The sequence below is a fragment of the Bacillus sp. FSL P2-0099 genome (assembly GCF_038007445.1).
Taxonomy (GTDB): Bacteria; Bacillota; Bacilli; order Bacillales; family Bacillaceae_G; genus Bacillus_A; species Bacillus_A mycoides.
The window spans coordinates 4,846,593-4,868,989 of record NZ_JBBOXE010000001.1 but is presented as its reverse complement, the minus strand read 5'-3'; the positions used below and the strand labels follow the sequence as shown (position 1 = coordinate 4,868,989).

The 22,397-nt window shown below is 36.3% G+C and carries 27 protein-coding genes; 19 read left to right on the top strand and 8 right to left on the bottom strand.

Annotated features, from left to right (window positions below; translation table 11 throughout):
* Positions 1–76: 76 nt before the first annotated feature.
* The 4 genes from MKY90_RS25375 to MKY90_RS25360 all read left to right on the top strand — a co-directional run bounded on the left by MKY90_RS25375 (position 77) and on the right by MKY90_RS25360 (position 3,490).
* A complete protein-coding gene (locus tag MKY90_RS25375) occupies positions 77–709 on the top strand; it encodes a helix-turn-helix transcriptional regulator (RefSeq protein ID WP_063218107.1) in 633 nt (210 codons plus the stop codon).
* A gap of 107 nt (positions 710–816) precedes the next feature.
* Positions 817–1,581, top strand: coding sequence for a TIGR01457 family HAD-type hydrolase (locus MKY90_RS25370; protein WP_078204906.1), 765 nt, complete (start codon positions 817–819; stop codon positions 1,579–1,581).
* Positions 1,582–1,695: 114 nt separating this feature from the next.
* Positions 1,696–2,226, top strand: coding sequence for an iron ABC transporter substrate-binding protein (locus MKY90_RS25365; RefSeq protein WP_098168710.1), 531 nt, complete (start codon positions 1,696–1,698; stop codon positions 2,224–2,226).
* Positions 2,227–2,333: 107 nt separating this feature from the next.
* A protein-coding gene (locus MKY90_RS25360) for an IS3 family transposase (RefSeq protein ID WP_215598873.1) occupies positions 2,334–3,490 on the top strand; the annotation gives its coding sequence in 2 pieces (ribosomal slippage) (positions 2,334–2,586 and positions 2,586–3,490; 1,158 coding nt in all).
* A 58-nt stretch (positions 3,491–3,548) separates the two neighbouring features.
* Here the strand turns inward: MKY90_RS25360 and MKY90_RS25355 are convergent.
* Entirely contained in the window at positions 3,549–4,130 is a 582-nt protein-coding gene (locus MKY90_RS25355; protein WP_215599242.1) for an NAD(P)H-dependent oxidoreductase, read from the bottom strand.
* 286 nt (positions 4,131–4,416) lie between these two features.
* Here MKY90_RS25355 and MKY90_RS25350 point away from each other — a divergent pair, with 286 nt between their 5' ends.
* The 3 genes from MKY90_RS25350 (at position 4,417) to MKY90_RS25340 (ending at position 8,762) form a co-directional block, all read left to right on the top strand.
* Positions 4,417–5,205 (top strand): ABC transporter ATP-binding protein, encoded by a 789-nt coding sequence (locus MKY90_RS25350; RefSeq protein WP_098168712.1) that lies wholly within the window; start codon positions 4,417–4,419, stop codon positions 5,203–5,205.
* On the top strand, positions 5,189–7,762 hold the full coding sequence (locus MKY90_RS25345) for an FtsX-like permease family protein (RefSeq protein ID WP_002191072.1): 2,574 nt from the start codon (positions 5,189–5,191) through the stop codon (positions 7,760–7,762). Before MKY90_RS25350 ends, MKY90_RS25345 begins: the two co-directional genes overlap by 17 nt.
* A gap of 520 nt (positions 7,763–8,282) precedes the next feature.
* Positions 8,283–8,762, top strand: a complete 480-nt coding sequence (locus tag MKY90_RS25340) for a GNAT family N-acetyltransferase (protein ID WP_098168714.1) — start codon at positions 8,283–8,285, stop codon at positions 8,760–8,762.
* 19 nt (positions 8,763–8,781) lie between these two features.
* Here MKY90_RS25340 and MKY90_RS25335 read toward each other — a convergent pair whose 3' ends face one another.
* A complete protein-coding gene (locus MKY90_RS25335; protein ID WP_002015902.1) occupies positions 8,782–9,273 on the bottom strand; it encodes a phosphatidylglycerophosphatase A family protein in 492 nt (163 codons plus the stop codon).
* Positions 9,274–9,393: 120 nt separating this feature from the next.
* On the opposite strand from MKY90_RS25335, the gene yutH reads away from it, so the two are divergent.
* Entirely contained in the window at positions 9,394–10,395 is a 1,002-nt protein-coding gene (gene yutH / locus MKY90_RS25330; RefSeq protein WP_002089339.1) for a spore coat putative kinase YutH, read from the top strand.
* Between the two features lie 59 nt (positions 10,396–10,454).
* Here yutH and MKY90_RS25325 read toward each other — a convergent pair whose 3' ends face one another.
* Together MKY90_RS25325 and MKY90_RS25320 are read right to left on the bottom strand one after the other, a co-directional pair.
* Positions 10,455–10,670: a hypothetical protein gene (locus tag MKY90_RS25325; RefSeq protein ID WP_001137788.1), complete on the bottom strand. Its 216-nt coding sequence runs from the start codon at positions 10,668–10,670 to the stop codon at positions 10,455–10,457.
* A 447-nt stretch (positions 10,671–11,117) separates the two neighbouring features.
* The gene (locus MKY90_RS25320; protein ID WP_000431158.1) at positions 11,118–11,354 is read right to left on the bottom strand and encodes a NifU family protein; all 237 of its coding nucleotides are present in this window, start codon (positions 11,352–11,354) and stop codon (positions 11,118–11,120) included.
* A 206-nt stretch (positions 11,355–11,560) separates the two neighbouring features.
* On the opposite strand from MKY90_RS25320, the gene MKY90_RS25315 reads away from it, so the two are divergent.
* Complete coding sequence (locus tag MKY90_RS25315; RefSeq protein WP_000248586.1) at positions 11,561–11,869, top strand: YuzD family protein; 309 nt, start codon at positions 11,561–11,563, stop codon at positions 11,867–11,869.
* Between the two features lie 51 nt (positions 11,870–11,920).
* A complete protein-coding gene (locus tag MKY90_RS25310) occupies positions 11,921–12,715 on the top strand; it encodes a nucleotidyltransferase domain-containing protein (RefSeq protein WP_341092845.1) in 795 nt (264 codons plus the stop codon).
* A 349-nt stretch (positions 12,716–13,064) separates the two neighbouring features.
* Here the strand turns inward: MKY90_RS25310 and MKY90_RS25305 are convergent, their stop codons facing one another.
* Positions 13,065–13,535, bottom strand: a complete 471-nt coding sequence (locus tag MKY90_RS25305; RefSeq protein ID WP_215599244.1) for an SMI1/KNR4 family protein — start codon at positions 13,533–13,535, stop codon at positions 13,065–13,067.
* A gap of 88 nt (positions 13,536–13,623) precedes the next feature.
* Here MKY90_RS25305 and MKY90_RS25300 point away from each other — a divergent pair, with 88 nt between their 5' ends.
* From MKY90_RS25300 to phnA, 3 genes are all read left to right on the top strand, one after another.
* The gene (locus MKY90_RS25300; protein ID WP_341092843.1) at positions 13,624–13,998 is read left to right on the top strand and encodes a hypothetical protein; all 375 of its coding nucleotides are present in this window, start codon (positions 13,624–13,626) and stop codon (positions 13,996–13,998) included.
* A 354-nt stretch (positions 13,999–14,352) separates the two neighbouring features.
* Entirely contained in the window at positions 14,353–15,126 is a 774-nt protein-coding gene (locus MKY90_RS25295) for a DUF2628 domain-containing protein (protein ID WP_098168733.1), read from the top strand.
* Between the two features lie 281 nt (positions 15,127–15,407).
* Positions 15,408–15,749 (top strand): alkylphosphonate utilization operon protein PhnA, encoded by a 342-nt coding sequence (gene phnA / locus MKY90_RS25290; protein WP_002089332.1) that lies wholly within the window; start codon positions 15,408–15,410, stop codon positions 15,747–15,749.
* Between the two features lie 50 nt (positions 15,750–15,799).
* Here phnA and MKY90_RS25285 read toward each other — a convergent pair whose 3' ends face one another.
* From MKY90_RS25285 to MKY90_RS25275, 3 genes are all read right to left on the bottom strand, one after another.
* On the bottom strand, positions 15,800–16,594 hold the full coding sequence (locus tag MKY90_RS25285; RefSeq protein ID WP_002129719.1) for an ABC transporter permease: 795 nt from the start codon (positions 16,592–16,594) through the stop codon (positions 15,800–15,802).
* Positions 16,578–17,237 carry an ABC transporter ATP-binding protein gene (locus MKY90_RS25280; RefSeq protein WP_002129718.1) on the bottom strand — a complete coding sequence of 220 codons (660 nt, stop codon included), beginning with the start codon at positions 17,235–17,237 and terminating at the stop codon, positions 16,578–16,580. The genes MKY90_RS25285 and MKY90_RS25280 overlap by 17 nt, the downstream gene beginning before the upstream one ends.
* Positions 17,238–17,499: 262 nt before the next feature.
* Positions 17,500–18,570, bottom strand: coding sequence for an NAD(P)/FAD-dependent oxidoreductase (locus MKY90_RS25275; RefSeq protein ID WP_061673646.1), 1,071 nt, complete (start codon positions 18,568–18,570; stop codon positions 17,500–17,502).
* Positions 18,571–18,996: 426 nt separating this feature from the next.
* Here MKY90_RS25275 and MKY90_RS25270 point away from each other — a divergent pair, with 426 nt between their 5' ends.
* The 6 genes from MKY90_RS25270 to MKY90_RS25245 all read left to right on the top strand — a co-directional run bounded on the left by MKY90_RS25270 (position 18,997) and on the right by MKY90_RS25245 (position 22,350).
* Positions 18,997–19,236, top strand: a complete 240-nt coding sequence (locus MKY90_RS25270) for a YuzB family protein (protein ID WP_002015892.1) — start codon at positions 18,997–18,999, stop codon at positions 19,234–19,236.
* Positions 19,237–19,564: 328 nt separating this feature from the next.
* The gene (gene dapF, locus MKY90_RS25265; RefSeq protein ID WP_002015893.1) at positions 19,565–20,431 is read left to right on the top strand and encodes a diaminopimelate epimerase; all 867 of its coding nucleotides are present in this window, start codon (positions 19,565–19,567) and stop codon (positions 20,429–20,431) included.
* Positions 20,432–20,472: 41 nt separating this feature from the next.
* On the top strand, positions 20,473–20,826 hold the full coding sequence (locus MKY90_RS25260) for a HesB/IscA family protein (protein ID WP_002034566.1): 354 nt from the start codon (positions 20,473–20,475) through the stop codon (positions 20,824–20,826).
* A gap of 268 nt (positions 20,827–21,094) precedes the next feature.
* The gene (locus MKY90_RS25255; RefSeq protein ID WP_341092840.1) at positions 21,095–21,853 is read left to right on the top strand and encodes a hypothetical protein; all 759 of its coding nucleotides are present in this window, start codon (positions 21,095–21,097) and stop codon (positions 21,851–21,853) included.
* An 87-nt stretch (positions 21,854–21,940) separates the two neighbouring features.
* Entirely contained in the window at positions 21,941–22,132 is a 192-nt protein-coding gene (locus MKY90_RS25250; protein ID WP_016120988.1) for a hypothetical protein, read from the top strand.
* 32 nt (positions 22,133–22,164) lie between these two features.
* On the top strand, positions 22,165–22,350 hold the full coding sequence (locus MKY90_RS25245) for a hypothetical protein (RefSeq protein WP_078203757.1): 186 nt from the start codon (positions 22,165–22,167) through the stop codon (positions 22,348–22,350).
* Positions 22,351–22,397: the final 47 nt, after the last annotated feature.

The window sequence follows — 22,397 nt, the reverse complement described above, 5'->3', positions numbered from 1 at the left end:
ATGCTTATAAGATCCCCGGGAATTCCTTTGGGGATCTTATATTGTATATGAGAGAGAAAAGGGAGAAGGGTGAAATATGGGGGAAGCACGTACTACGAAAGAAGAGATTGTACAATTATTGAAGGTAAAGGGTGAGCATACTGTAGCAGATTTAGCTGAAGCTTTAGAGATTACTGAGATGGCGATTCGAAGGCATTTAAGTAAACTGGAGAAAGATGAGCTAATCTATTCAAAGATGGTAAGACAGCATGTCGGACGACCAACATATTTGTATGGATTAAGTCAAAAGGGAGAAGATACATTCCCGAAAGAATATAAGCAATTTGCTATTGATATGCTAGAAGATTTGGCTCGAATGGGCGATGAAAAAATGCTGCGTCACGTCTTGCAAGCGAGAACGAAACGAATGGAAGAACAGTTGCAAAAGAGGATAAGTAATCAAAGCAATTTAGCGTATAAAGTTCAAGAAGTAGCTGCTATGCAAGAGAGAAACGGTTATATGGTTCAAATAAAGCGAGATGGGGAGCATTCTTTCATATTTGAAAAGCAAAACTGTCCGTTAAAGGAAATTGCAGAGAGATTCCCGCAAGTGTGTGAAGATGAAAAAGATATGTATAAGCGGTTATTTGCAGATGCAAATGTGAAGACGTTAGCAAACATGTGCGTGGGCGATTGTAATTGTTCGTACCAAATAAAAGAGAAAAAATGAACGTTATGGGACGCTTTAAGGTAAAGCGTTTTTTTCTTTTGAAAAAGGGGTTAATATAAGAGTGGTATGATAGATATGAACGTTAGCATAGAAGGAGAGACAAACAGATGTATAAAGGCTATTTAATTGACTTAGACGGTACAATGTATCGCGGTGAAGAGCAAATTGAAGAAGCAAGCGACTTCGTAAAAGCGTTAGGAGAGCGCGGTATTCCATATTTATTCGTTACAAATAACTCAACTCGTAAACCAGAACAAGTTGCAGAAAAGCTTGTTCGTTTCGATATTCCAGCGAAAGCGGAGCAAATATTCACAACGAGTATGGCTACAGCGAACTTTATTTATGAGCGCAAACAAGATGCAACTGTATATATGATTGGTGAAGAGGGATTACACGCTGCACTTGTGGAAAAAGGCTTTGAACTTGTGGATGAAAATCCTGATTTCGTTGTTGTTGGTTTAGATCGTGATATCACATATGAAAAATTAGCGAAAGCGTGCCTTGCTGTGCGTAACGGTGCAACGTTTATTTCAACAAATGGGGATATTGCAATTCCAACTGAGCGCGGATTATTACCAGGTAACGGTTCATTAACATCAGTTGTTGCAGTATCAACAGGTGTGGACCCAATCTTTATTGGTAAACCAGAATCAATCATTATGGAACAAGCGTTAAAAGTGCTTGGCATAGGAAAAGAAGAAGCTTTAATGGTTGGGGATAACTACGATACAGATATTTTAGCGGGGATAAATGCTAGTATGCATACCCTTCTTGTCCACACTGGAGTAACAACTGTGGACAAGTTAACAGAATATGAAGTACAACCGACGCAAGTTGTGCACAACTTGACGGAGTGGATTGAGAAGATGTAATGAAAGGCAGGTAACCGGAAGAGGTTGCCTGTTTTTTTATGCACAATTGCATATGTACTATAGGGATTTAAAATGTAAAATTTATATGTAGTGATGTAAAGGGGGAAAATAAGAGTGTACTGGATGTCATGTATTATGTTTGTTTTTACATTATGTGTTTTGTTCTTTGTTCTATGGAAGATATATAAAATAAATGAAATGAAAAAAAGCGCGGGAAAACTTATTGCAACATATCCTCGGGTGAAACGACGTTGGATTGCATTACTTGGACCGGTGTATTTCATCGGGCAATGTATGTATATATATGCTCAGTACGTAAGTGGCGATATTGATACAGTTGAACAGTTTCTCGTTCAGTCAGGTAGTTATGCTGTAGCAAGTTGTTTTATGACTTTAATAGCTATCCATCTTATTAAAAGTGTACAAATATATGAAAAAGGTGTAATAGACGGATTGAACTTTTATTCATACGAAGAATTAAAAGGCTATAAAACATCAACATGGGAAAATCCAAAAGAAAATATATTTTTATATCGCGGGCGAGAAAAAATGAATGACAATGTAAATTTACTTATTAGACAGGAAGATATGAATGAATTAGAAAGCATTCTTCAAAGATATATTCCGAAATTGATGATGAAATAAAAACTCCGGTAGTTATGAAGTGAAGTGAACCCGAATAGTGGTACATGAAAAAAACACCTCCTGAATTCGCATACTAAGTATGCAAATTCAATGGAGGTGTTTTTCGTTTGAAGACAAGAGTTCATTACCCAGAAGAAATAAAGTGGAAAGTGATTGAGATGAAAAAGGATGGTTATTCAAATCGTACCATTATGGAGACACTCGGCATTAAAAATGTTTCCCAAATTAAGACATGGATGAAATGGTATCGTACAGATCAAACATATCGTTTTCAACAACCTGTAGGAAAACAATATTCTTATGGAAAAGGGTCAAAAGAGCTAAGTGAATTGGAACAGCTACGATTAGAAAATAAACATTTAAAAACAAAATTACTTGTATGGGGAAAGTATCTGGAAATCGAAAGGAGCTGAAACCACATACCGTTATTACCCTATGGAATGAATTAAAAACAAAAATAACCGTACAAGAACTGTGTAAAGTATTAGAGTTACCACGTTCCTCATTTTATCGTTGGTTACAGATAGCCGAACGCCCTAAAGACGAGATAGAAGAGAAAGTAAAGAAAATCTGCCTTAGGCATAAATTGCGGTATGGATATCGAAGAGTGACCGCCACTCTTCGAAAAATGGGACTGTGTGTGAATCATAAAAAAGTATTACGGATTATGAGACAATATCATATACTCTCAAAAGTGCGTCGAAAGAAAAAGAAATATATGAATGGTGCGGAACCAGTGGTAGCTCCTCATCGATTGGAGCGTCAATTTGAAGCATCAGCCCCAAATGAAAAGTGGTTCACAGATGTGACTTACTTATTATTTGGAGAGCGTACCTTGTATTTATCGACGATTATGGATGCCTTTAATCGTGAAATTATTAGTTATGTCATCAGTGAGTCACAAACACTAACATTAGCGATGAAGACATTAAAACAAGCAATGCGAGGAAGAAAAATAAAAGATGTGATCCTTCACTCAGATCAAGGGAGTATTTATACAGCGAAGGAATTTCAAGCATGTGCCAAAGAAAACGGCATTATCACCAGCATGTCCCGGAGAGGAAATTGCCATGATAATGCCGTCATGGAAAGCTTCTTTGGTCATTTAAAAAGTGAAGCTTTCTACTCACAAAAGATAACAAAAGTATCCAACACAACTGTGCGAAAGATTGTGCTAGAATACATTCATTACTACAATTGTGTGCGAATTCAAGAAAAATTAAACCACCTATCCCCTAAAGAATTTAGGGAACAGATGGTTTAGGTGTTTTGATAGGTGTCCCGTTTTCGGGGTTCACTTCATTATAACCGGAGTTTTTTTATTAAAACGCACGATTCACTACGTCTTTAACTTCTTCAAGATATTGTTTACGCACACTGTCATCCACAGAAGGAACACTTGTATAGAATGTATGCTCCAGTGTTTCAATGCCTGTAAATTCGAAAATACCAGCATCAGTTGTTTTTTTCATTGCATCAAACATACCGCCTGCTGTGTATGCTTCTTTCGTATTTCCCATTGTAGATAATAACAATCCTTTTTTACCGCTTAATAACTTTTCAATGCCATTCTCACCGTAAGCATAAGCGAAGCCGTGGCTAAATACACGATCAACGTATCCCTTTAAAATAGCAGGAAGACCCGCCCACCAAACTGGGTAAATGAATGTAATACTATCAGCCCAAGAGATATGCTTTTGTTCTTCTTTAATATCTTCTGGTGTGTTTCCTTGGGAAAATGAGATGAAATCGGAAGCACCTAATACTGGATTGAAGTTTAATTCGTATAAATCACGAACGCGTACTTCATGACCTTTTCCTTCTAATTCACTTTTTACAGTTTCTAAAATTGCATGGTTGAAGCTTGCTGTATTCGGGTGTGCATAAACGATCACATGTTTCATTGTTCTTCCTCCTAATTGTGGATATGTGAATAGTTTTTATATATTCGTGTAATTATTATGGTTACTTCCGTTGCGAGAGTCAACTTTTCTGACGTGAGAAATAAAGTGAAATTTTAATAGGTGGGGGGTGTCCATCCCGCACTGATTATTTGCTCACACTAATCGGGCACTTACTGCCGGTTAATATAAATGTTAGTATGTGACAAAAAAATACAAAATAGTAGGGATTTTGCATTTTCGAATAGAATATATAGATTGGTAAATAGAGAGAGAAGGGGATATCGGGGTGAATATTATTGAAATTGAAGGGTTAGAAAAATCGTTTGATATTGGGGATAGTAAAGTAAAGATCTTAAAAGATATTAATCTTCAAATTCAAAAAGGAGATTTTGTTTGTATTATGGGGGCAAGTGGATCCGGTAAAACGACCTTACTTCAGTTGTTAGGTGGATTAGATATTCCATCGGTAGGTAGTATTCGAGTTGACGGTACAGAGATTTCAACATTAAAAGAAAAAGAGCTCGCTTTATTTAGAAGGCATAAAATTGGTTTTATTTTTCAGCAGTTTAATTTAATTCCAGTGTTTAATGCGGAGGAAAATGTAGGGTTGCCTTTATTATTAGATAATGTTTCGCAAAAGAAGGCAACGGTGACAGCAAATCGTTTATTAGAGCTCGTTGGATTGAAAGGAAAAGAAAAGCATTTACCAGCACAGTTATCAGGTGGGCAACAGCAAAGGGTTGCGATAGCAAGAGCTTTTGCAAATGAGCCGGCTATTATATTAGCTGATGAACCAACAGGGGCGTTAGATTCAGAAAACAGCAAAAATATTATTGCGGTACTTCGCAATGCATGTGATGAATTAGGACAAACAGCTGTCATTGTAACGCACGATCCGTTCGTAGCGGCCCATGCTGATAAAGTCGTTTTCTTATTAGATGGTGAGGTGATTCATGAGCATACTGAAAGTAAAGGGTGGAAATTTCGAAATATCCCGCAACAAGTTACTCAAATTCAAGAGATTATGAATCGGCACTTTAAAGTAGGAGGTAAAGGTGATGCGATGGGTAATTAAGTATGCGGTAAAATCGATGAAACAAAATTGGTTGCGAAATATGTTGATTGCCCTCGGTGCAGCTTTAGGTGTTATGTTAGCGACGATGTTATTACTAGGTAATCAATCAGTAGAGCAAAGTGTGAAGGAACAAGTAGTAAGTCGGTATGGAGATTATAATTTACAATTTGGCTATATAAAAAATGACATGTATTTAAATAATGAAAGTTTAAAAGGAATAGATGGCTTAGAAAATGCTGAAAAAATATCAAAAGCACTTATACCGTATCCTTTTCCACATTATAAAGAACTATCGGGAAAGCCATCTTATTGGGGTGTTGAGCAAGATTCTCCAGAAATGCATTCTTATAAAATATTAGAAGGACGATATCCGAAAGAAGGTGCTGAAGTAGCACTGACAAAAGGGTATACAGATCGTGAAAATATACGGGTAGGAGATACGATTAAACTGCCATTCCCGCAGCATGGTGAAAAGGCTGTGAAAGTTGTCGGTATTTTAAATCCACCGTTAATGGCGTCAATGGGGCATAGTGCTTATTTTCCAATCCATTGGCTTCAAAAAGAATTAAATTTACCAAATCAATTCAATCTTGTTCAAGTGAAAGTACAAGATGTAAATGTGAAAAAAGCAATTGCTTTTGATGTACATAAAAAGATTGAAAATATAAAGGTGGACCAACGTACTTATGTAGATAAGGCATTTGAACGCCTAAATGTAATGAAGCCATTAATTTTTAGTTTAGGTGGTATTGCCTTATTTGTTGTAGCCCTTTTAATAATGGGAAGTTTCTTCTTATCTGTCAGAAGTCGATTTAAGCAATGGGCATTATTACGTGCACTTGGTAGTAATCCAAATCAAATTATATTAGTCGTTTTATTAGAGGCTTTATGTATTGGGGCAATCGGATCACTAGCAGGAGTTATTCTTGGAGCAGGTACGCAAACAATCGCCGCATCATCTATTAATAAATGGGTGAATATTGAGGGGGCAGTGAAAGAATCATTCTCGATTTCAGGCGAGATTTTACTCATTACGTTTTTACTAGGGATTGTTATGTCTATCATAGGGGCTATTATACCAGCCTTTATGGTTAGAAAGATTCCACCAGTTCAAGCGCTTAGGCCAGGTCTTCCTAGTAATGAGAAAAAAGAAAAAAGGTGGAGTGCTTTTAGTGGTAGCATTTTAATCATTGGTACTGTTATTGGACTAGCGGGTAACGTATTAGAGCGATATATCGGTTTTAATCCAAGTGCGATAGGTGCGCTGTTATTTGCGGTCGGTTTGTTATTTGCGATTCCGTTATTTATTCGGATGATAGCACCAGTGATTGCAAAACCACTTCAAATGATATTACGAATTGAAACGACGATTAGTAGCCGAAATGTAATTCGTTATCGAAATAAGGCAGCTGTATCGGTTGCTATACTAGCATTTGGTTTTATGTTAGCACTTGTTGGAACGATGTATATAAACTCTATTTACGAAGGCATGAAAGATGGGTTACAAAAACATTTACCAGCTGATTTAGTAATAAGAATTCCAATAGAGTCGCAAAGTACTGAAGTATTACCATTTAGTTGGATGGAGAAGGTTAAAAAAATTGATGGTGTAGAAGAGAGCGTAGCAAATGTTACTGACTTTACAGCGAAGCTTATAAATTATGATTTTAAAAAAGCGGATCAAGAGTGGTATGAAAATGTGAGGAAAGATGATTTTGAATATGATGTGATAGAAGTTGTGGGGAATGATATTGTTGCTTATCAAAAAGTAACAAAAGCGAAAGTGATTACAGGACAAGATTTAAATAAGCCATTACAAGATGGTGAGGGAGTCGTTACGAAGAGAACTGCTAAAACATTAGGGATTCAGTTGCATGATACGATTGAAGTACAAGGAAAAGGGAAAGAAAAACAAACGATTAAAGTCGTTTCGATTATTGAGCAAGGATTAAGGGGAAGAGGATTAGACATTTTCGTAAATGAACAATGGGTTCGTGATAAGTTTCACGTGCAAGGATATGAAGCAATTCAAGTTATGACAAATTCTAATCAATCATTTGAAGAGATTAAGAAGCAAGTAAAACAAATTACAAATAATAAAGAGAACGTAGAAGTTATTAATAGCCATGATTTATTAAAAGAACAGAAGCAGTTATTATCGCAAATGATGATGTTAATTCGCTTGTTAGTTGTAATTGTTTTCATTATTTCTGGTATAGGGTTAATGAATGCGATTGTCTCAAGTTTACATGAAAGACGTGCTGAAATTAGTATGATTCGTGCGGTAGGAGCTATTCCGAAGCAAATGAGACGGATTGTTTTATTAGAGGGCACTTTACTTGGAGCGATAGCTGGTTGTATTGGGGTTTTAGGTGGAATTGTATTTAGTTATATTGTGTTATCAAGCTTAGAGTTAACGGTTATTATCATTCCGTATAATCAAGTTTTAATATTGGCACTAGCTAGCATTATACTCGGAGCAGGAGCAGCGATGATTGCTTCATTACAATTAAGAAAGTTTAAATTGAGTGATACTTTAAAGGAGTTATCAGCATAAAAGATTACTATATCCCGCTCATACAAAGTACAAAGAAGACGAATAAAATGATAACAATACCAATGCCAAAGTTAAATACAAGAGTACTATCCATATATGTAACCTCCTTGTTTGAAAGTAAAAAGCACTCTGGCTGGAGTGCTTTTTATTATCCGAATCTGTCGCAACGAACGCTGCAACGTATAGAAAGGGAATAATGGGTTTAAGAGTTAAATTAATTTATGCATTAATTTTGTAAATGAGCAGGTCCTGCTCAGGTATAGAAAAAAGACACTCTTTCGAGTGTCTTTCATGATGACAAAACGTGCCAATTGCTTGGGTTTGATAAGACGTTAATTTTCCGGTTAACAGTCTTTCTTAATCAAGAAGTGTAACAACAGCGATTCAAATAAATTTTAGCATTTTTTTAAGGGGTGTGCGTATGTAACTATGCATATTACGATTAGAGGAGAATCAAGTTTGGAAAATGAATGAGTAAATACATATAGATTAGTAGAGTATTTGATAAGGAGCGAGATGAATGGATATACATAAGTTAACAGAAGAAGAAGCGAAAGAAATAAATACGTGGAAGTATGAAAATCCCTATACGTTATATAGCTTTTCGGGAGATGCTGAAGTAATAGAAGAGTTGCTAGATGGGACGTATTACGGTTGTTGCGGAGAGAATGGAGAATTCATCGGCTATTTTTGTTTTGGAGAAAATGCACAAGTGCCAGGGGGAAGAGATGCTAATTTATATAGGGGAGAAGATGTAGTAGATATTGGGCTTGGAATGAAGCCGGAGTTAACAGGAAAAGGGATGGGGGAAATATTTTTTCAAGCGGGAATAGCATTTGCTACTGAGGAATTGAATTCGAAAATGTTTCGACTGAGTGTAGCGACATTCAATAAGAGAGCGATTAGGCTGTATAAAAACATTGGATTTCAAGTAGGACCTCTTTTTTTGAGCCGTGGAAGAGAGTTCATACTTATGGAATATGAAAGGCCGTCAGTGTGAAACTGACGGCCTAGACCCCTTATTCCGAATGCTCAGCACGGTGCGCTAAACGACTTGAAGCAGCGGCAGCGATTCCGCCAACGATATCATCAAGGAATGTATGCACCTTTCCAGTTGATTTATCATTTAAGTATTCTAAAATACCTGGTTTTAATTTATCGATATATCCAAAGTTCGTGAAGCCAATTGACCCGTACACGTTAACGATTGAAAGTGCGATGACTTCATCAATTCCATATAGTCCTTCATCGCGTTTTACGATATCTTGTAACGGCTGACTTAACATTCCTTTTTCAGCAAGGACATCAAGTTCAATGCCTGTAATAAGAGCGTTTTGTACTTCTCGTTTTGATAGTACACGCTCAACGTTATAACGACATTCTGACATCTCTAAATTTGCATGGTATTTCTTTTGAAGAAAATGAACAAGATCAGCAATATCGTCAATTGTTACACCGCGCTCTTGTAATAGTTGTAATGCTCTTTCTTGTAGTTGATTTGAGTCTTTCATGTTTATCACCTTTTTTTCTTTTTAGTATTTGTATACGTTTCATTGCTTTATCATGTGCATAGGAATGAAAGGCGAGCACAAGCTCATATATATAAAGAAAAACCATAGGTGGCGACTGCGATGATTCAGCATATTTATGAGCATTATCACATGCATGTTAAAGAATTAATCCCCCTTGGCCCCTATAAAAGCTTTTGGATTCGCAACAAAATTTATGTACTTGTTCCAATTGGAGAAATGGAGGAAGAAGTACTTGTAGAGATGAAAAAGCTCAGTGATTATATGAACCAGCAAGGGGATATAACTGTTTCGACTTTCGTTCCGACTATACACGGCTACTATGTAAGTGAGATAGAAGAAAAAAATTACTGCTTATTAAAAGGTATGCGTATGTTAGAGCGACATGCTACATCATTAGGAAGTGAGCTTTCTATATTCCATAAACGTGGCGCATTCTTTCCAGAAGAAGTTGAGCAATTAAGCCGCATTGGTGAATGGAAAGCATTATGGGAAAAAAGGCTCGACCAATTAGAAAGGTTTTGGCAATCGCAAGTGATGAACCATCCTTCAGACGTATTCGATCAATTGTTTATTGAATCCTTCCCGTATTACTTAGGAGTTGCAGAAAATGCAATTCAATATGTTGTCGATACAGAAATGGACGATACACCACAAATAACTGACGCAGCAACAATTTGCCAAGAACGATTTACACCTTTATTATGGCAGCAAACGAAGCGTTTAAAACTTCCTTTTGATTGGGTATATGATCACCCAAGTAGAGATATAGCAGAATGTATTCGCTATATGATGATAGAAAAAAAGAAAGATTGGGAGCAAACGGTAGTTCAATTCATTACAGATTATGAACGTAATTATTCGCTCTCTTCATTTGGTTGGCGCTTATTATTCGCAAGGCTTCTGTTCCCGCTTCACTACTTTGAAACAATTGAACGATATTATCAAACAGGAAACGAAGAACAAAAAGGCATATATAGAGCCCGTTTAGAAATCATTTTACATGATGTGAAGCGCACTGAGCAATTTATGAATCATTTTTACGAGTCATTTCGTTTACCTGTTGATAAGTTAGGCATTAGGAAATTAGATTGGCTATCTTAAAATGAAAAAAGAGACCGGGTGAGGTCTCTTTTTTATATATCACAATTGTATGTAATACATTATGCCCCTACCTGTTGATCTGCACATATATTTAAAATGAATTGATGTCTTTCGATTTTTTCATTTACTTTACTCAATAATTCTTGCTGGATTTCTTTAAATAAAAATTGATAACTTGCATTCCATGTTGGTATAACGGATGAAAGGTCTAATAAATACTCTTTTTTCTTTTCTAGTTCTTGAATTGTTAAGAAAGTGTTCCCCATTCTTGGCATGTGTCGTCCCCCTATGTTTTTTTCTGTATATGTGTGAACGATTCTATAGTATTAATTATCGCACTTTTTGAGAAGGATTTCCAATTTTGTTTTATGATGTTAATAGTGTAGGGGAGTATGTCTTGTTTGCGTACAAAAAAAGAGACCAAATTTGGTCTCTTTTCTTAGAAGTAGCTTTGAATGAGCCGCTTCTGCTTTTAGATGTTATCCAGCTCCAGCGGCTAGAACAGTCGGCCATTTCGCGCCTTCCTGTGAGGCAAAAAGCGCCTCTTCGTCAGGAGCTCCAATGACCTTCTGTTCTGAACGAGCCGCTTCCGCTTTTAGATATTATCTAGCTCCAGCGGCTAAAATGTTCGGTGGCTTCGCTTCTTCCGCCGAGGCAAAAAGCGCCTCTATGTCAGAAGCTCCATCCTCCTCACATTTTGGACGAGCCGCTTCCGCTTTTAATTAAAATACTTGTTCTACTTCAATAACGCCTGGTACTTCTTCAAGTAGTGCGCGTTCGATACCAGCTTTTAGTGTGATTGTAGAACTTGGGCAGCTTCCGCATGCACCCATAAGGCGTAATTTTACGATACCTTCTTCAATGTCTACTAATTCAACGTCTCCGCCATCGCGAAGTAAGAATGGACGTAATTTATCTAATACTTCTAGTACTTGTTCTTCCATATGTGGGTTTTCCATTTTTATCGACTCCTTTCATCAGTTTTATTATAATCAAGATAGAGGGGAAAATCTATTTTTTCTGTTCTTGTTTTAATGTCGAAATTTTTTATCATGTTTACAACGTGTTTTTTCAGTATAGGGGTAGGGAATAAGTTTGTAAAATGATGTGCTTATGTACTAAGACATCTGAATATACTGTTGAAACAAGAAGCGGGGGAGAAGAAATGGTTAATGTGCAAGTGTATGGGACGAAAGTAATTTGTGCGAGCTGCGTTGGAATGCCATCTTCAACAGAAACGTTTGAGTGGTTACAAGCGGCGATTGGTCGTAAATATGAAGGACAAGAAAATAAATTTAAGTTTGAGTATATTGATTTTCAAGAAGAACAAGAAGATGAAGATAAAAAAGCATTCGCAGAGCGAGTAGTGGAGGAAGATCTATTTTATCCAGTCGTTCTTGTAAATGGTGAAATCGTTGGAGAAGGAAATCCTCGTTTGAAGGATGTTTATGAAGAAATCGAGAAATATTTATAAAGCATGAAGCCTTTGCGAATTTGCGAAGGCTTTTTTTATGGAGGGATAGATGTGGAGAATGGAATAAAACATGCTTTACCAGAAGAAGTAAAGCAATTAATGGAGCGGTACACAGTAGAATTAAAAGAAATTTTTTTAGATGAAAAAATAGTCGGGGTATATATTTACGGCTCCATTGCACTCGGTGCATTTCATGCAGAAACGAGCGATGTGGATTTTATTACAGTAATAAGTGATTCTGTGAATGAAGCTGAAAAACAGCAACTTGTAGAACTTCATAAGAAACTTAGTAAGAGTACGTTAGGTAAAAGAATGGACGGTATGTATATTCCGCTTGCTGACTTAGGGAAATACAATCATGAAATAAATGAGTACGTGTATTGTGCAGATGGTAAGGCTGATATTGGTCATTGGGATATTAACGCGGTCACATGGTGGACATTGAAAAATCAAGGTATTACAGTTAGCGGGAAAGAAGTAGAAGACCTTTCCTTTCAAATAAAGTGGGACGATGTAGTAAATACAATGAAATACAACGTAGAACATTACTGGTTTGAAAAAGCGAAGCGTCCTTATTTATTTTTCATAGAAGAATGGGTAGAATCAGCTGTCGTTACGATGGGACGTATTTTATATACGTTAGAACATAAAACAATTGTTTCAAAAGATAGAGGATTACAATACATGTTGGAACTTTACTCTTATAAGTGGGATCCTTTATTAAGGGAAGTAGAGCGAATGCGGCAGAATCCAAAAGAAAAGCGAATAATCTCAAGGTGGAGAAGGGCTGATATGACGAAGCAGTATTTGCTGTATGTAATTGAAGAGTGTAGGGGGAAGTGGTAGGTGAATAGTAAAAGCATCCTTCATATAAAGGATGCTTCTACTATTTTTATATAATGAAAAAGTACATTGCAAGGAATGAGAAGTCGAAAGATAATCTAAAATATGGATAGTTTCATGTGAAACATTATGCAATAGACTGTTCTTTTTGATGTTTATCCCGCATTAACGGGCAGTAAGACTCTCACTTCAAAATTCGGCTGGAGCAAAGAAGTTAGATGGGAGATCAACTGCCCGTAAAAGCCCGATTGGTGCGGGCTGATAATCAGTGGGGATGAACAAAACCCCCACTGATTAAAGTTTCACTTTATAATGAAATCTTGCACCATTGTGTACTCCTTTAGAGATAGGTTTATTCTTCATCATAATCGTAAGTAGTTAAGTTTTGTAAGAAACTTTCAAAGTTAGGTGCTAATTCAATAATTTCCTCAAACTCATTATCGATAAATATAACTGGAGGATTTTCAGCTACGTTTCGATAGTCTAATGCAATCCACGTATGTCCGTCCCCAGATAAAAGCACGATATTCTCAGGCATGTCCCATTCCTGAATTAAATAATGGCTCTCTAAAATACTAGACTCATTTTCATCAAAAGAAATGCCATATAATCCAGAAACATTAACGTGATCGTCTGCCCAAGAATTTGGCTCTGAAGTAGGATGAGCATCTAATCGAAGAGTTCCTCCGTTTTGTTCTTTTAGAAGATTTATGTACGATTCTGGGAGCTTTACGTTTAGTGCTTCTTCTGCTTTTTTTATTAGTTCGTCGTTAATAGGTGCTAATTTTAAATAGTCATCTTCTGCCCAAAGTGTAGTCTTCATATTTGGTCACCTCAAATAATAGTTTTATAAACTTTATTTTGTATATTATAGTTAATTAAAAAATTGCACAATAGAGGGGGAAGATATTATGATTAACCACAATAAAATTAAACAACTGTTAGCATATGTAGATCGTGCTGAGGATAATGAAATTGAGTTAGAGTGTGAATTTGAACCTATGACAATCGAATTATTTAATAGTGAAGAAATAGAAGAAGGACAACTTGGTTATAGCTTTGATGATGAAGGTCAAAGTTTAATCGGGAGTGAAGAAGGAGATTGGAAAGAAGGATGGATTGTAATTGGAATAGATTCATATCTTGGGGACCCAATCTTTGTAGATAGTAATGATGAGAATTGTCCAGTTTATACGGCAATGCACGGTGAGGGAGATTGGGAGCCAGAATGTATAGCTAAGCGTATAGAAGATGTTATTGAGAAAGTGAAGGGTAATGTGGGATAGTTGTGTAAGTGGAAATATGTTTGAAATAGTAGAGAGCTAATTTGTGAAGTCTCTTAAGTCGAGATTTTAGGCTAGGTCATATTACAATAGTAGTTTAATAGGAGAAGGGTGTGTCAAAATGATTTTGATACATCTTTTTTTGCGAATACACGAAATGTTTAACATAGTGTATTAAATGTCTTATATATGAGTATTCTAATATATTTAATAGTAAAATGGAATATAGAATGGATAATTGTCGGAATGTATTCGATTTTTGTTCATTTTTATGAAATATAACTACTTTTTGTTAGATTCCTTTGTTTTATTTCTTTACAATAAAAATTATATAGAAATAAGAGAAGGATGATGTACGTGAAGGACACTGTTTTACAGGAAGCGATAGCTCCTAAAGAGTTACATAAAGTTGTGAGAAATAATACTGCATATTACGACTTTAAGTGGGGGAAAGCAAATGATCCCGAGAAGGGAAATAGTTGGAACTGGATAGCCTTTTTCTTCCCATTATTGTGGTTAGCTTATCGCAAGATGTATAAATTATTTATTATTATTGCATTAGTAGGAGTTCCTACTTTAATTACCTCTGTTTTTATAGATATCCCGATGTGGATCGATTTTATTGTTTATTTCGGAACTATGCTATTTACTGGATGGCAAGGGAATCGTTTATATTACAAGCATACAGTTCGTGTTTTACATAAGGCAAAAGAGTTATCTGATGCACAACACAATTATTACTTCCAAACAAAGGGTGGCACTCATGTTGGGATTATGCTTGGATTAAATGCGTTATTATTTGTAGTATTTGGTGCAGCTGGTTACGGGTTATCGTATTTACCGACGGAACCGAATATAAAAGATGTAATTCGTTTAAGTGATGAAGGGATTACATTGGAAGTTTTTACTGATGATCCAAAATGGACGTATGTAAAAAAAGAAGGACGTTTTGATATAGTAGAATTTACTGGTTATGATTATGAGGAAAAAAAGGATGTAAAGGTTAAGTTCGCTGTGTATTTAGATAAACAGAGATTTGAATGGAAAGAAATTTATTTAAACGATAAAAAATTAAATGAAGAAGAAGCAGAAGAGTATCAATTTTATATTGAAGAAAATGCCTGGTATTAATATAAATAGATAATGATGTATCGCCAAAAGAAGAGTCTAATGAAGATTCTTCTTTTTATTTATGAGAAAGGATATGTAACACGAAGAGAAAACCATTAGTAAACAAACGCCATACTAATTGAAATTTTGTAAAATACAATAAAAAATGAGAATTTGAGGTAGGCTTGTCAATAACGTGAGACTATGGCAGTATAAAGAAATGCTATACAAATTTTATTTATCGACATGTAAAAATTCGATTTGATTTTTACGTATAAATAATGAACGGAGGAAATGAATTTATGGCTACTTTACCAAATTGTCCAAAATGTAATTCAGAATATACGTATGAGGATGGCGCTCTTTTCGTATGTCCAGAATGTGCCCATGAGTGGGGGCAAGAAGCGGAAGCTGAAAGTAATGATGGTGCAAAAGTTGTAAAAGATGCGAACGGAAACGTTCTTCAAGATGGCGATGCTGTTACTGTCATTAAAGATTTAAAAGTAAAAGGAACTTCTTCAGTTGTAAAGATTGGTACGAAAGTAAAGAGTATCCGTCTAGTTGAGGGAGATCACGATATTGATTGTAAAATCGATGGTTTCGGAGCTATGAAGTTAAAATCACAGTTCGTTAAGAAAGCGTAAGATTAGCAAAGAAAAAAGACGCTCTGTAAGTAACTTGCAGAGCGTCTTTTTTATGATTGTACTTCAACTTCTTTCAACTGGCACCGCTTATTAAAGAACGTTTTATACCCAAGCTGTAAGAAGATAATAACAGAGAAAGCTGTACTTCCAGAAATGCCAAGTATAATCGCAATTTGATATTGGATAGCTGTAAATGGTGATACACCGGATAAAATTTGTCCTGTCATCATGCCGGGAAGACTTATAATCCCCATTCCGACCATAGAATTAATTGTTGGTAAAATAGCAGAATCGAAAGCGTCCCGTATGAGCGGAGCAGCTGCTTGTTTTGGAGTTGCGCCAAGCATAAGTGCCCCTTCAATATGGTCTCTTTGTGATTTCATACTGTTTAAAAAGGTGTTTGCCCCGAGGCAAATACCTGTCATAGCATTACCGATTAGCATACCGGCAATAGGAACGATATACTGCGGAGCATACCAAGGATCGTGTCCGATAATGACAAAGATAAATAGTAGAAGAGGGCCAATTGATCCAGCAATCATGGAGAGGGCGGCTACTCGTTTTAATTCTTTTGACATTGGAATATTAACTCGTTTATAAATATTGAAAATCGCAAAGGTAGTAATAGAAGTAATGAGAGCTATTGTATAAAACGGATTACTATTTTCAAATATGTATGTAAGAACATATGCGACTAGTACGAGCTGAATTGTCATACGTAATGTAGCAATTGTAATTTGTTTCTCACGCGGTATTCCTTTTAATTTCACAAGCCCGATTAAAATAAGGATGAAAATATATGCAGCTGCAAGTTGCCAAATTTGTAGTTCAATAACGCCCTTCAATTGATAGCACTTCCTTTCTAGTTGCACCGTTTGTTTTACTAATTTCAATAATATCGTCTGCGATTTCTTCTGGAAGTTGTTGCGAGTGCGTGATGAAGATAACTGTTTTTTTCTTTTCTCTTGCTAGCATAGTAAATTGTTTCATAACGCGGCGTTCTGTGTCACCATCTAGTGCCGAAGTTGGTTCATCTAATAAATAGACGGGCGGATCCATTAGTATAATACGAGCGAAAGCAAGTCTTTGTTTTTCGCCACCTGATAAAGAAGAGGCGTTATCTTCTAATTTTTTATCTAGGCTAACAGTCGTTAATGCGCCTTGCAGGGCATCGTCATTTGGAAATGGCTTTTCAGAAAATCGAAGTCCCATTAATAAATTATCTTTAATTGTTCCATCAAAAATAGGCGGAGTTTGTCCGAGCATGACAACTTCACGGCGTAATTGAATGGGAGGATAATCTAAAATAGATTTTCCGTTATATTCAATTGTGCCAGATGTGGGTGATTGTAAATCGTTTAACATGCGAAGTAATGTGCTTTTACCACTACCACTTTCACCGATAATACAAGTTGTTTTTTCTTTTTGAATCTGTAAATAAGGAATGTGTAGAATATCTTTATATGTGATGTCTTTTAATATAAACATAAATTGCTCCTTTCTGATTCTAGTTATATCGTATCAAAAAGAGAGAAAAATAGAAAAATAAAGTCTCTTTAGAAGGAACATCTTTTTTCTTTGTTTTAAAACTTTGCGCGTGGCAGGAAAAGGCACTGACGGATCCTATACATAGCCAGTCCCTCTCGGCCATTTAAAAAAATGCTTTTCTGTCGGTTTTTCATAGAATGACTGAGTAGTTACAAAAAATGAATAGAAAAGGCTGTCTACTATGTAGGCAGCCTTTAAAGTATTAACCGTTATGATATTTGTACATCCAAAGAAGACCGGATTTTAATAATCTCGGTACACGTCCCATTAATGGTTGGTTTGCTAGTAAACCAAATCCGTGTTTTTTGCCGAGAGAACCGAGAACACCTTTTAATTTAATAACAGGCAGTTCATCAGGAAGGGGTTCATTATTCCAACGTTTTAATAATATTTGGACAATTTGTTCTCCTTGACCTTCAGCAAGTTGAGCAGATGGTGCGTGTGGAAGTGCTGCGCAATCTCCTACGACATAAACGTGCTCATTATTTGGAATATTGTGATATTTAGTTAAAACAACCCGTCCGCTACCATCTTGTTCAACTGGGAGGTTTCGAACAACTTCATTTGCTTGAATACCAGCTGTCCAGACGATTGCATCACATTCAAGTGGTTCATCATGGTTGTATACAATGTTTGGTTCCACTTTTGTAATGTCAGAGTTTCGTATAATGGTAACTTTATGTTTTACAAACCATTCTTCTACGTATCTACTTAATTTCTCTGGATATGGGAATAAAATTCTATCTTTTCGATCAAATAAATAGATTTTTAAATCTGAACGGCTTTCGCGAAGTTCACTTGCCACTTCAACGCCGCTTAAACCAGCCCCAACGACAGCTACTGTTGCATTTGGTTCTAAGCTATTTAATTGTTCATATGTCTTACGTGTTTGTTCAATTGATTGTAGGCTATGTGTATATTCCTTTGCCCCAGGAACGTTATGATATTTATCTTCACAGCCAAGACCGATAATTAAATCATCATATTGGATCGCTTCCCCGCCATCGAGATGAACAGCTTTTTCTTCGAGATCAATATTTGTTATTGTGCCGTATTGAATATTGAGGCGTGGGTGCTCGGGAAACGGTATACGAATATGTGTTTCTGAAATAGTACCCGCAACTAATGCATAATATTCAGTTTTGAAGCAATGATATGGTACTTTGTCGATTAATGTCACTTGTACATCATCTGGAAGTTGGTTGCTTGGAAGTAGCCTCTGCAGAATTCTCATTCCACCGTAGCCGCCACCTAGTATTACGAGGTGTTTCATGATGGATTACCCCTTTTCTGTTGAAATATCCCCTAATCATACAATTTTATATTAATAAAATATTTTGACTTTACACAATCAAATTATATCGAATTTGTGAACAAATAACAATGCATGAATGAATACTCTGTTGTACAATAAGAAGAAAAGTAAAGTAAAGTAAGTGGTTTTCATTTTCTAGTTACTATTTCATTATGAGTAGTATGTTATATAAAGAAGACCATCTATTATGAAGTGAAATAGTGAAGTAACTAAATAGTTTAGAATATATAACGAAAACAACAAGAAACAGCTTAGTTTTCTTCTTATAAATAAAGTGGAATGGTAACAAGTAGAGAGGGTTACTTATCCGTTTCGCAAATTAGGTATGCACATACCATATAAAGTAAATGGTAATTTGTTTAGAGATACAGGGGGGAGAGAGTTTTGATTAAACCATTAATCGAATTTTGTGTAGGTAACCTTGCAAGCGGTTCGCAAGCAGCTTTAGAAAAATTAGAAAAAGATCCTAATTTAGACGTAATGGAATATGGTTGTTTAGGATATTGTGGCATCTGTTTTGAAGGTCCATTTGCACTTGTAAATGGTGAAGTTGTACAAGGTGCAACAGTAGAAGAACTTGTAAATAATGTATATGATTATATGGATGAAAATCCAATGTTTTAAAGCGTTGCAAACAGGCAACGTTTTTCTTTTTTCATTTATCCCGCTATTTGCGGGCAGTAAGACTCCCACCTCAAAATTCAGCTGAAGCAAAGAAGTTAGGTTGAAGCCCTGTTGCCCGTCCCACACTGATTAAAGTTTCACTTTATTAGGAGTGTTTATTTCGAAAAAAAAAAGCCCTTTTAGAAGGGCTTTTTTCTTACACGATTTGTGTAAGAACGGCTTATTGCCAAAACACTGTCAAATATGAGAAACGGGGGACATTCATATTGTGTTCTAAAAGCATGCATTTTATACTTGAAATAATAAATTATTTTTGGAGTGAATAAAAATGAGCCAATTTTCTTTTACAAAAATGCATGGTCTTGGAAATAGTTATATATATGTAAATATGTTTGAGGAACAAATTAGAGAAGAAGATTTAGCAATTGTAGCGGAAAAGGTTTCAAATATTAATACTGGTATTGGTGCAGATGGAATGATTTTAATTTGTCCTTCTGACGTGGCACCAGTAAAAATGCGCATGTTTAATAACGATGGCTCAGAAGGAAAGAGCTGTGGAAATGGTTTACGCTGCGTAGCGAAATATGCGTATGAGCATAAACTAGTAGAAGGCAAAGTTTTCACAATTGAAACGTTAGCTGGTATTGTTACGGCAGAAGTAACGGTAGAAGATGACAAAGTTACATTAGCGAAAATCGATATGGGAGCACCTCGTTTAACACGTGAAGAGATACCGATGCTTGGTGAAGGAGAAACACCATTTATTCGTGAAAACTTCTTATACAATAATCACCGTTATGCATTTACAGCTGTTTCAATGGGGAATCCACATGCGGTTATTTTTGTTGATGATGTAGAAAAAGCGCCTCTTACAACGTTAGGACCGGTTCTTGAGACGCATGAAATGTTCCCAGAGCGAGTGAATGTTGAATTCATCGAGATTTTGAATGATGAAGAGATGAATTTCCGCGTTTGGGAACGAGGATCTGGTGTAACACAAGCTTGCGGAACAGGAGCATGCGCAGCTGTCGTTGCGGCAATTTTAAATGGGAAAATGGAACACGGTAAAGAAATTACGGTTCACTTAGCAGGCGGCGACTTAATGATCGCATGGACAGAAGAAGGAAATGTATTAATGAAAGGACCTGCGGAAATAATTTGCCGCGGAGTGTATGAGTACAAGATAGAAGCGTAAAGATGTATAATAGAATGAGAACAGAAAGGATGGTGTATTTCATGATTGAAGTAACAGAACAAGCAGCTTTTCAAATTAAAGATATGTTAAAAGATGCTGAAGATGGAGAGAAGTACGTGCGCCTTGCTGTACATGGCGGCGGATGTAGTGGTCTTTCTTACGGCTTAGGATTTGAAGTAGAACCAAAAGAAGACGACACAGTTCTTGAGTTTTTCGGTGTTGAATTTGTTATCGATAAAGAAAGTGCTCCGATTGTAAAGGGAGTGAAAGTTGACTATAAGCAATCTATGCTTGGCGGCGGATTCACAATCGACAATCCAAACGCGATCGCATCATGTGGATGCGGATCATCTTTCCGTACAGCGTCGAATGCTGGTAAGCCAGAAGATTGCTAAGTTTTTTCATCCCTTTATTCTAAGTGGAAATTGAATGGGTAGGTTGCATATAAAGACCTTCTTAGCGATGAAACCAAATCGTTAGGAAGGTCTTTTCTTTTGCGCTAAAAAGAAAAAGAGCATGACAAAGATAACGAATATATGCAAGAAGAAGGCTAAAGAGGATGCATGAAGGTGCAGGCTATATCGAATTGTATAGAACTGACTCGTTCCATATTAATTAAAATACGCTGATTACTAGAAATTAAAAACTACCGGAGGAATTACAATGAAGTCATTTAAGAAAGTACTGGTATTAGGGATGACGTTGGTTACAGCATCAGTATTTGGAGCTTGTTCTAACGATACAGACGTGTTAACAAAAGCGGGAGCAAAGCAACAAGTGAAATCGGAAGCGGAAGTACTAAAAGAACAGAAGGAAACCCCTATGACTACGAGTGAACGTGACAGCATTAAATATGAGGACGCTACATCGTCACAGAAGCGTTATATTTCTCGTGACGAAGCCGAAAAGATTGAGGAAGGCATGACATATACGGATATCCTTAACAAGATTAACTACGGTGGTGAGAACATAAAACATTATAATAACAAGGAAAAACGCGTGTTTTATACTGAAAAGGATACGGATGGTACATATGAAATTATGGTTGAATTAAATACATATGGTTACGTTGTGAATATTGAACGCACTGCTATAAGGGATGCGGATAAAGAGAGTCCGGTATCTACGAAAAGCAGTGAAGAGCCTGTAAAGGAATATGAAGAAAAAAACGACCGCGTACCGTGGTATAAAGATGTAAATAACGATTCGGCGGAAGTAGACTATAATCACTATTTGAAAATCAAAAAAGGTATGCCTGCGAATCAAGTAAAAGCTGCGATTGGACAGCCACGTATGATTGAGAAATATAAATCGTATTCAGTATACGGCTATACCGGTTATGGCGGCGAAGGAACATTACGTGTAATCTTCGAACCAAATGGAACTGTTACGCAGGTAGTAGAAGATGGATTACAACGATAATAAATTAATTACGGGAACAATTGCAGTAAAGTTGTCGGTGGCTTTATAAAGTCTTGGAGAGAGAACCGTGAGTAATCGGAGAGGACAATGATGAACGAAGATAAGATAACGATAATTATGCTAGCAGTATTAACGATAGCGTTAGTATTTGTTGGGGTTTTGTCCAAATTCAATAGCCTCATTGTGGACGCTATCGCCGTACTATTTTTGTTGATAGCTACTGCAGTAGGCGCAGCGGTTGTAACAGAACGTAGATTGCGCAAAAAGAATGGGAAGTAGCAGTTTTTTGTACGAGCGGGAGGGGACGCAAGATTGACGATGTTTTTGAATTCGTAGGGAGATATGTGATTAAACCTATAACTAAATTTGTAAGTTACATTGTAATAGATATCATAATAGAGTGCGTAATAGAGGGTGTAATAAGCGGTATAAGGAAATTACGTGATAAGATTCGTGACAAGTGGAAAAATTGGCGTGGAAGACGTTATTGGCGTTAATAGATTGTCATGACTAGGCTAGATGAGTGTCAATAACGTTTTCAATG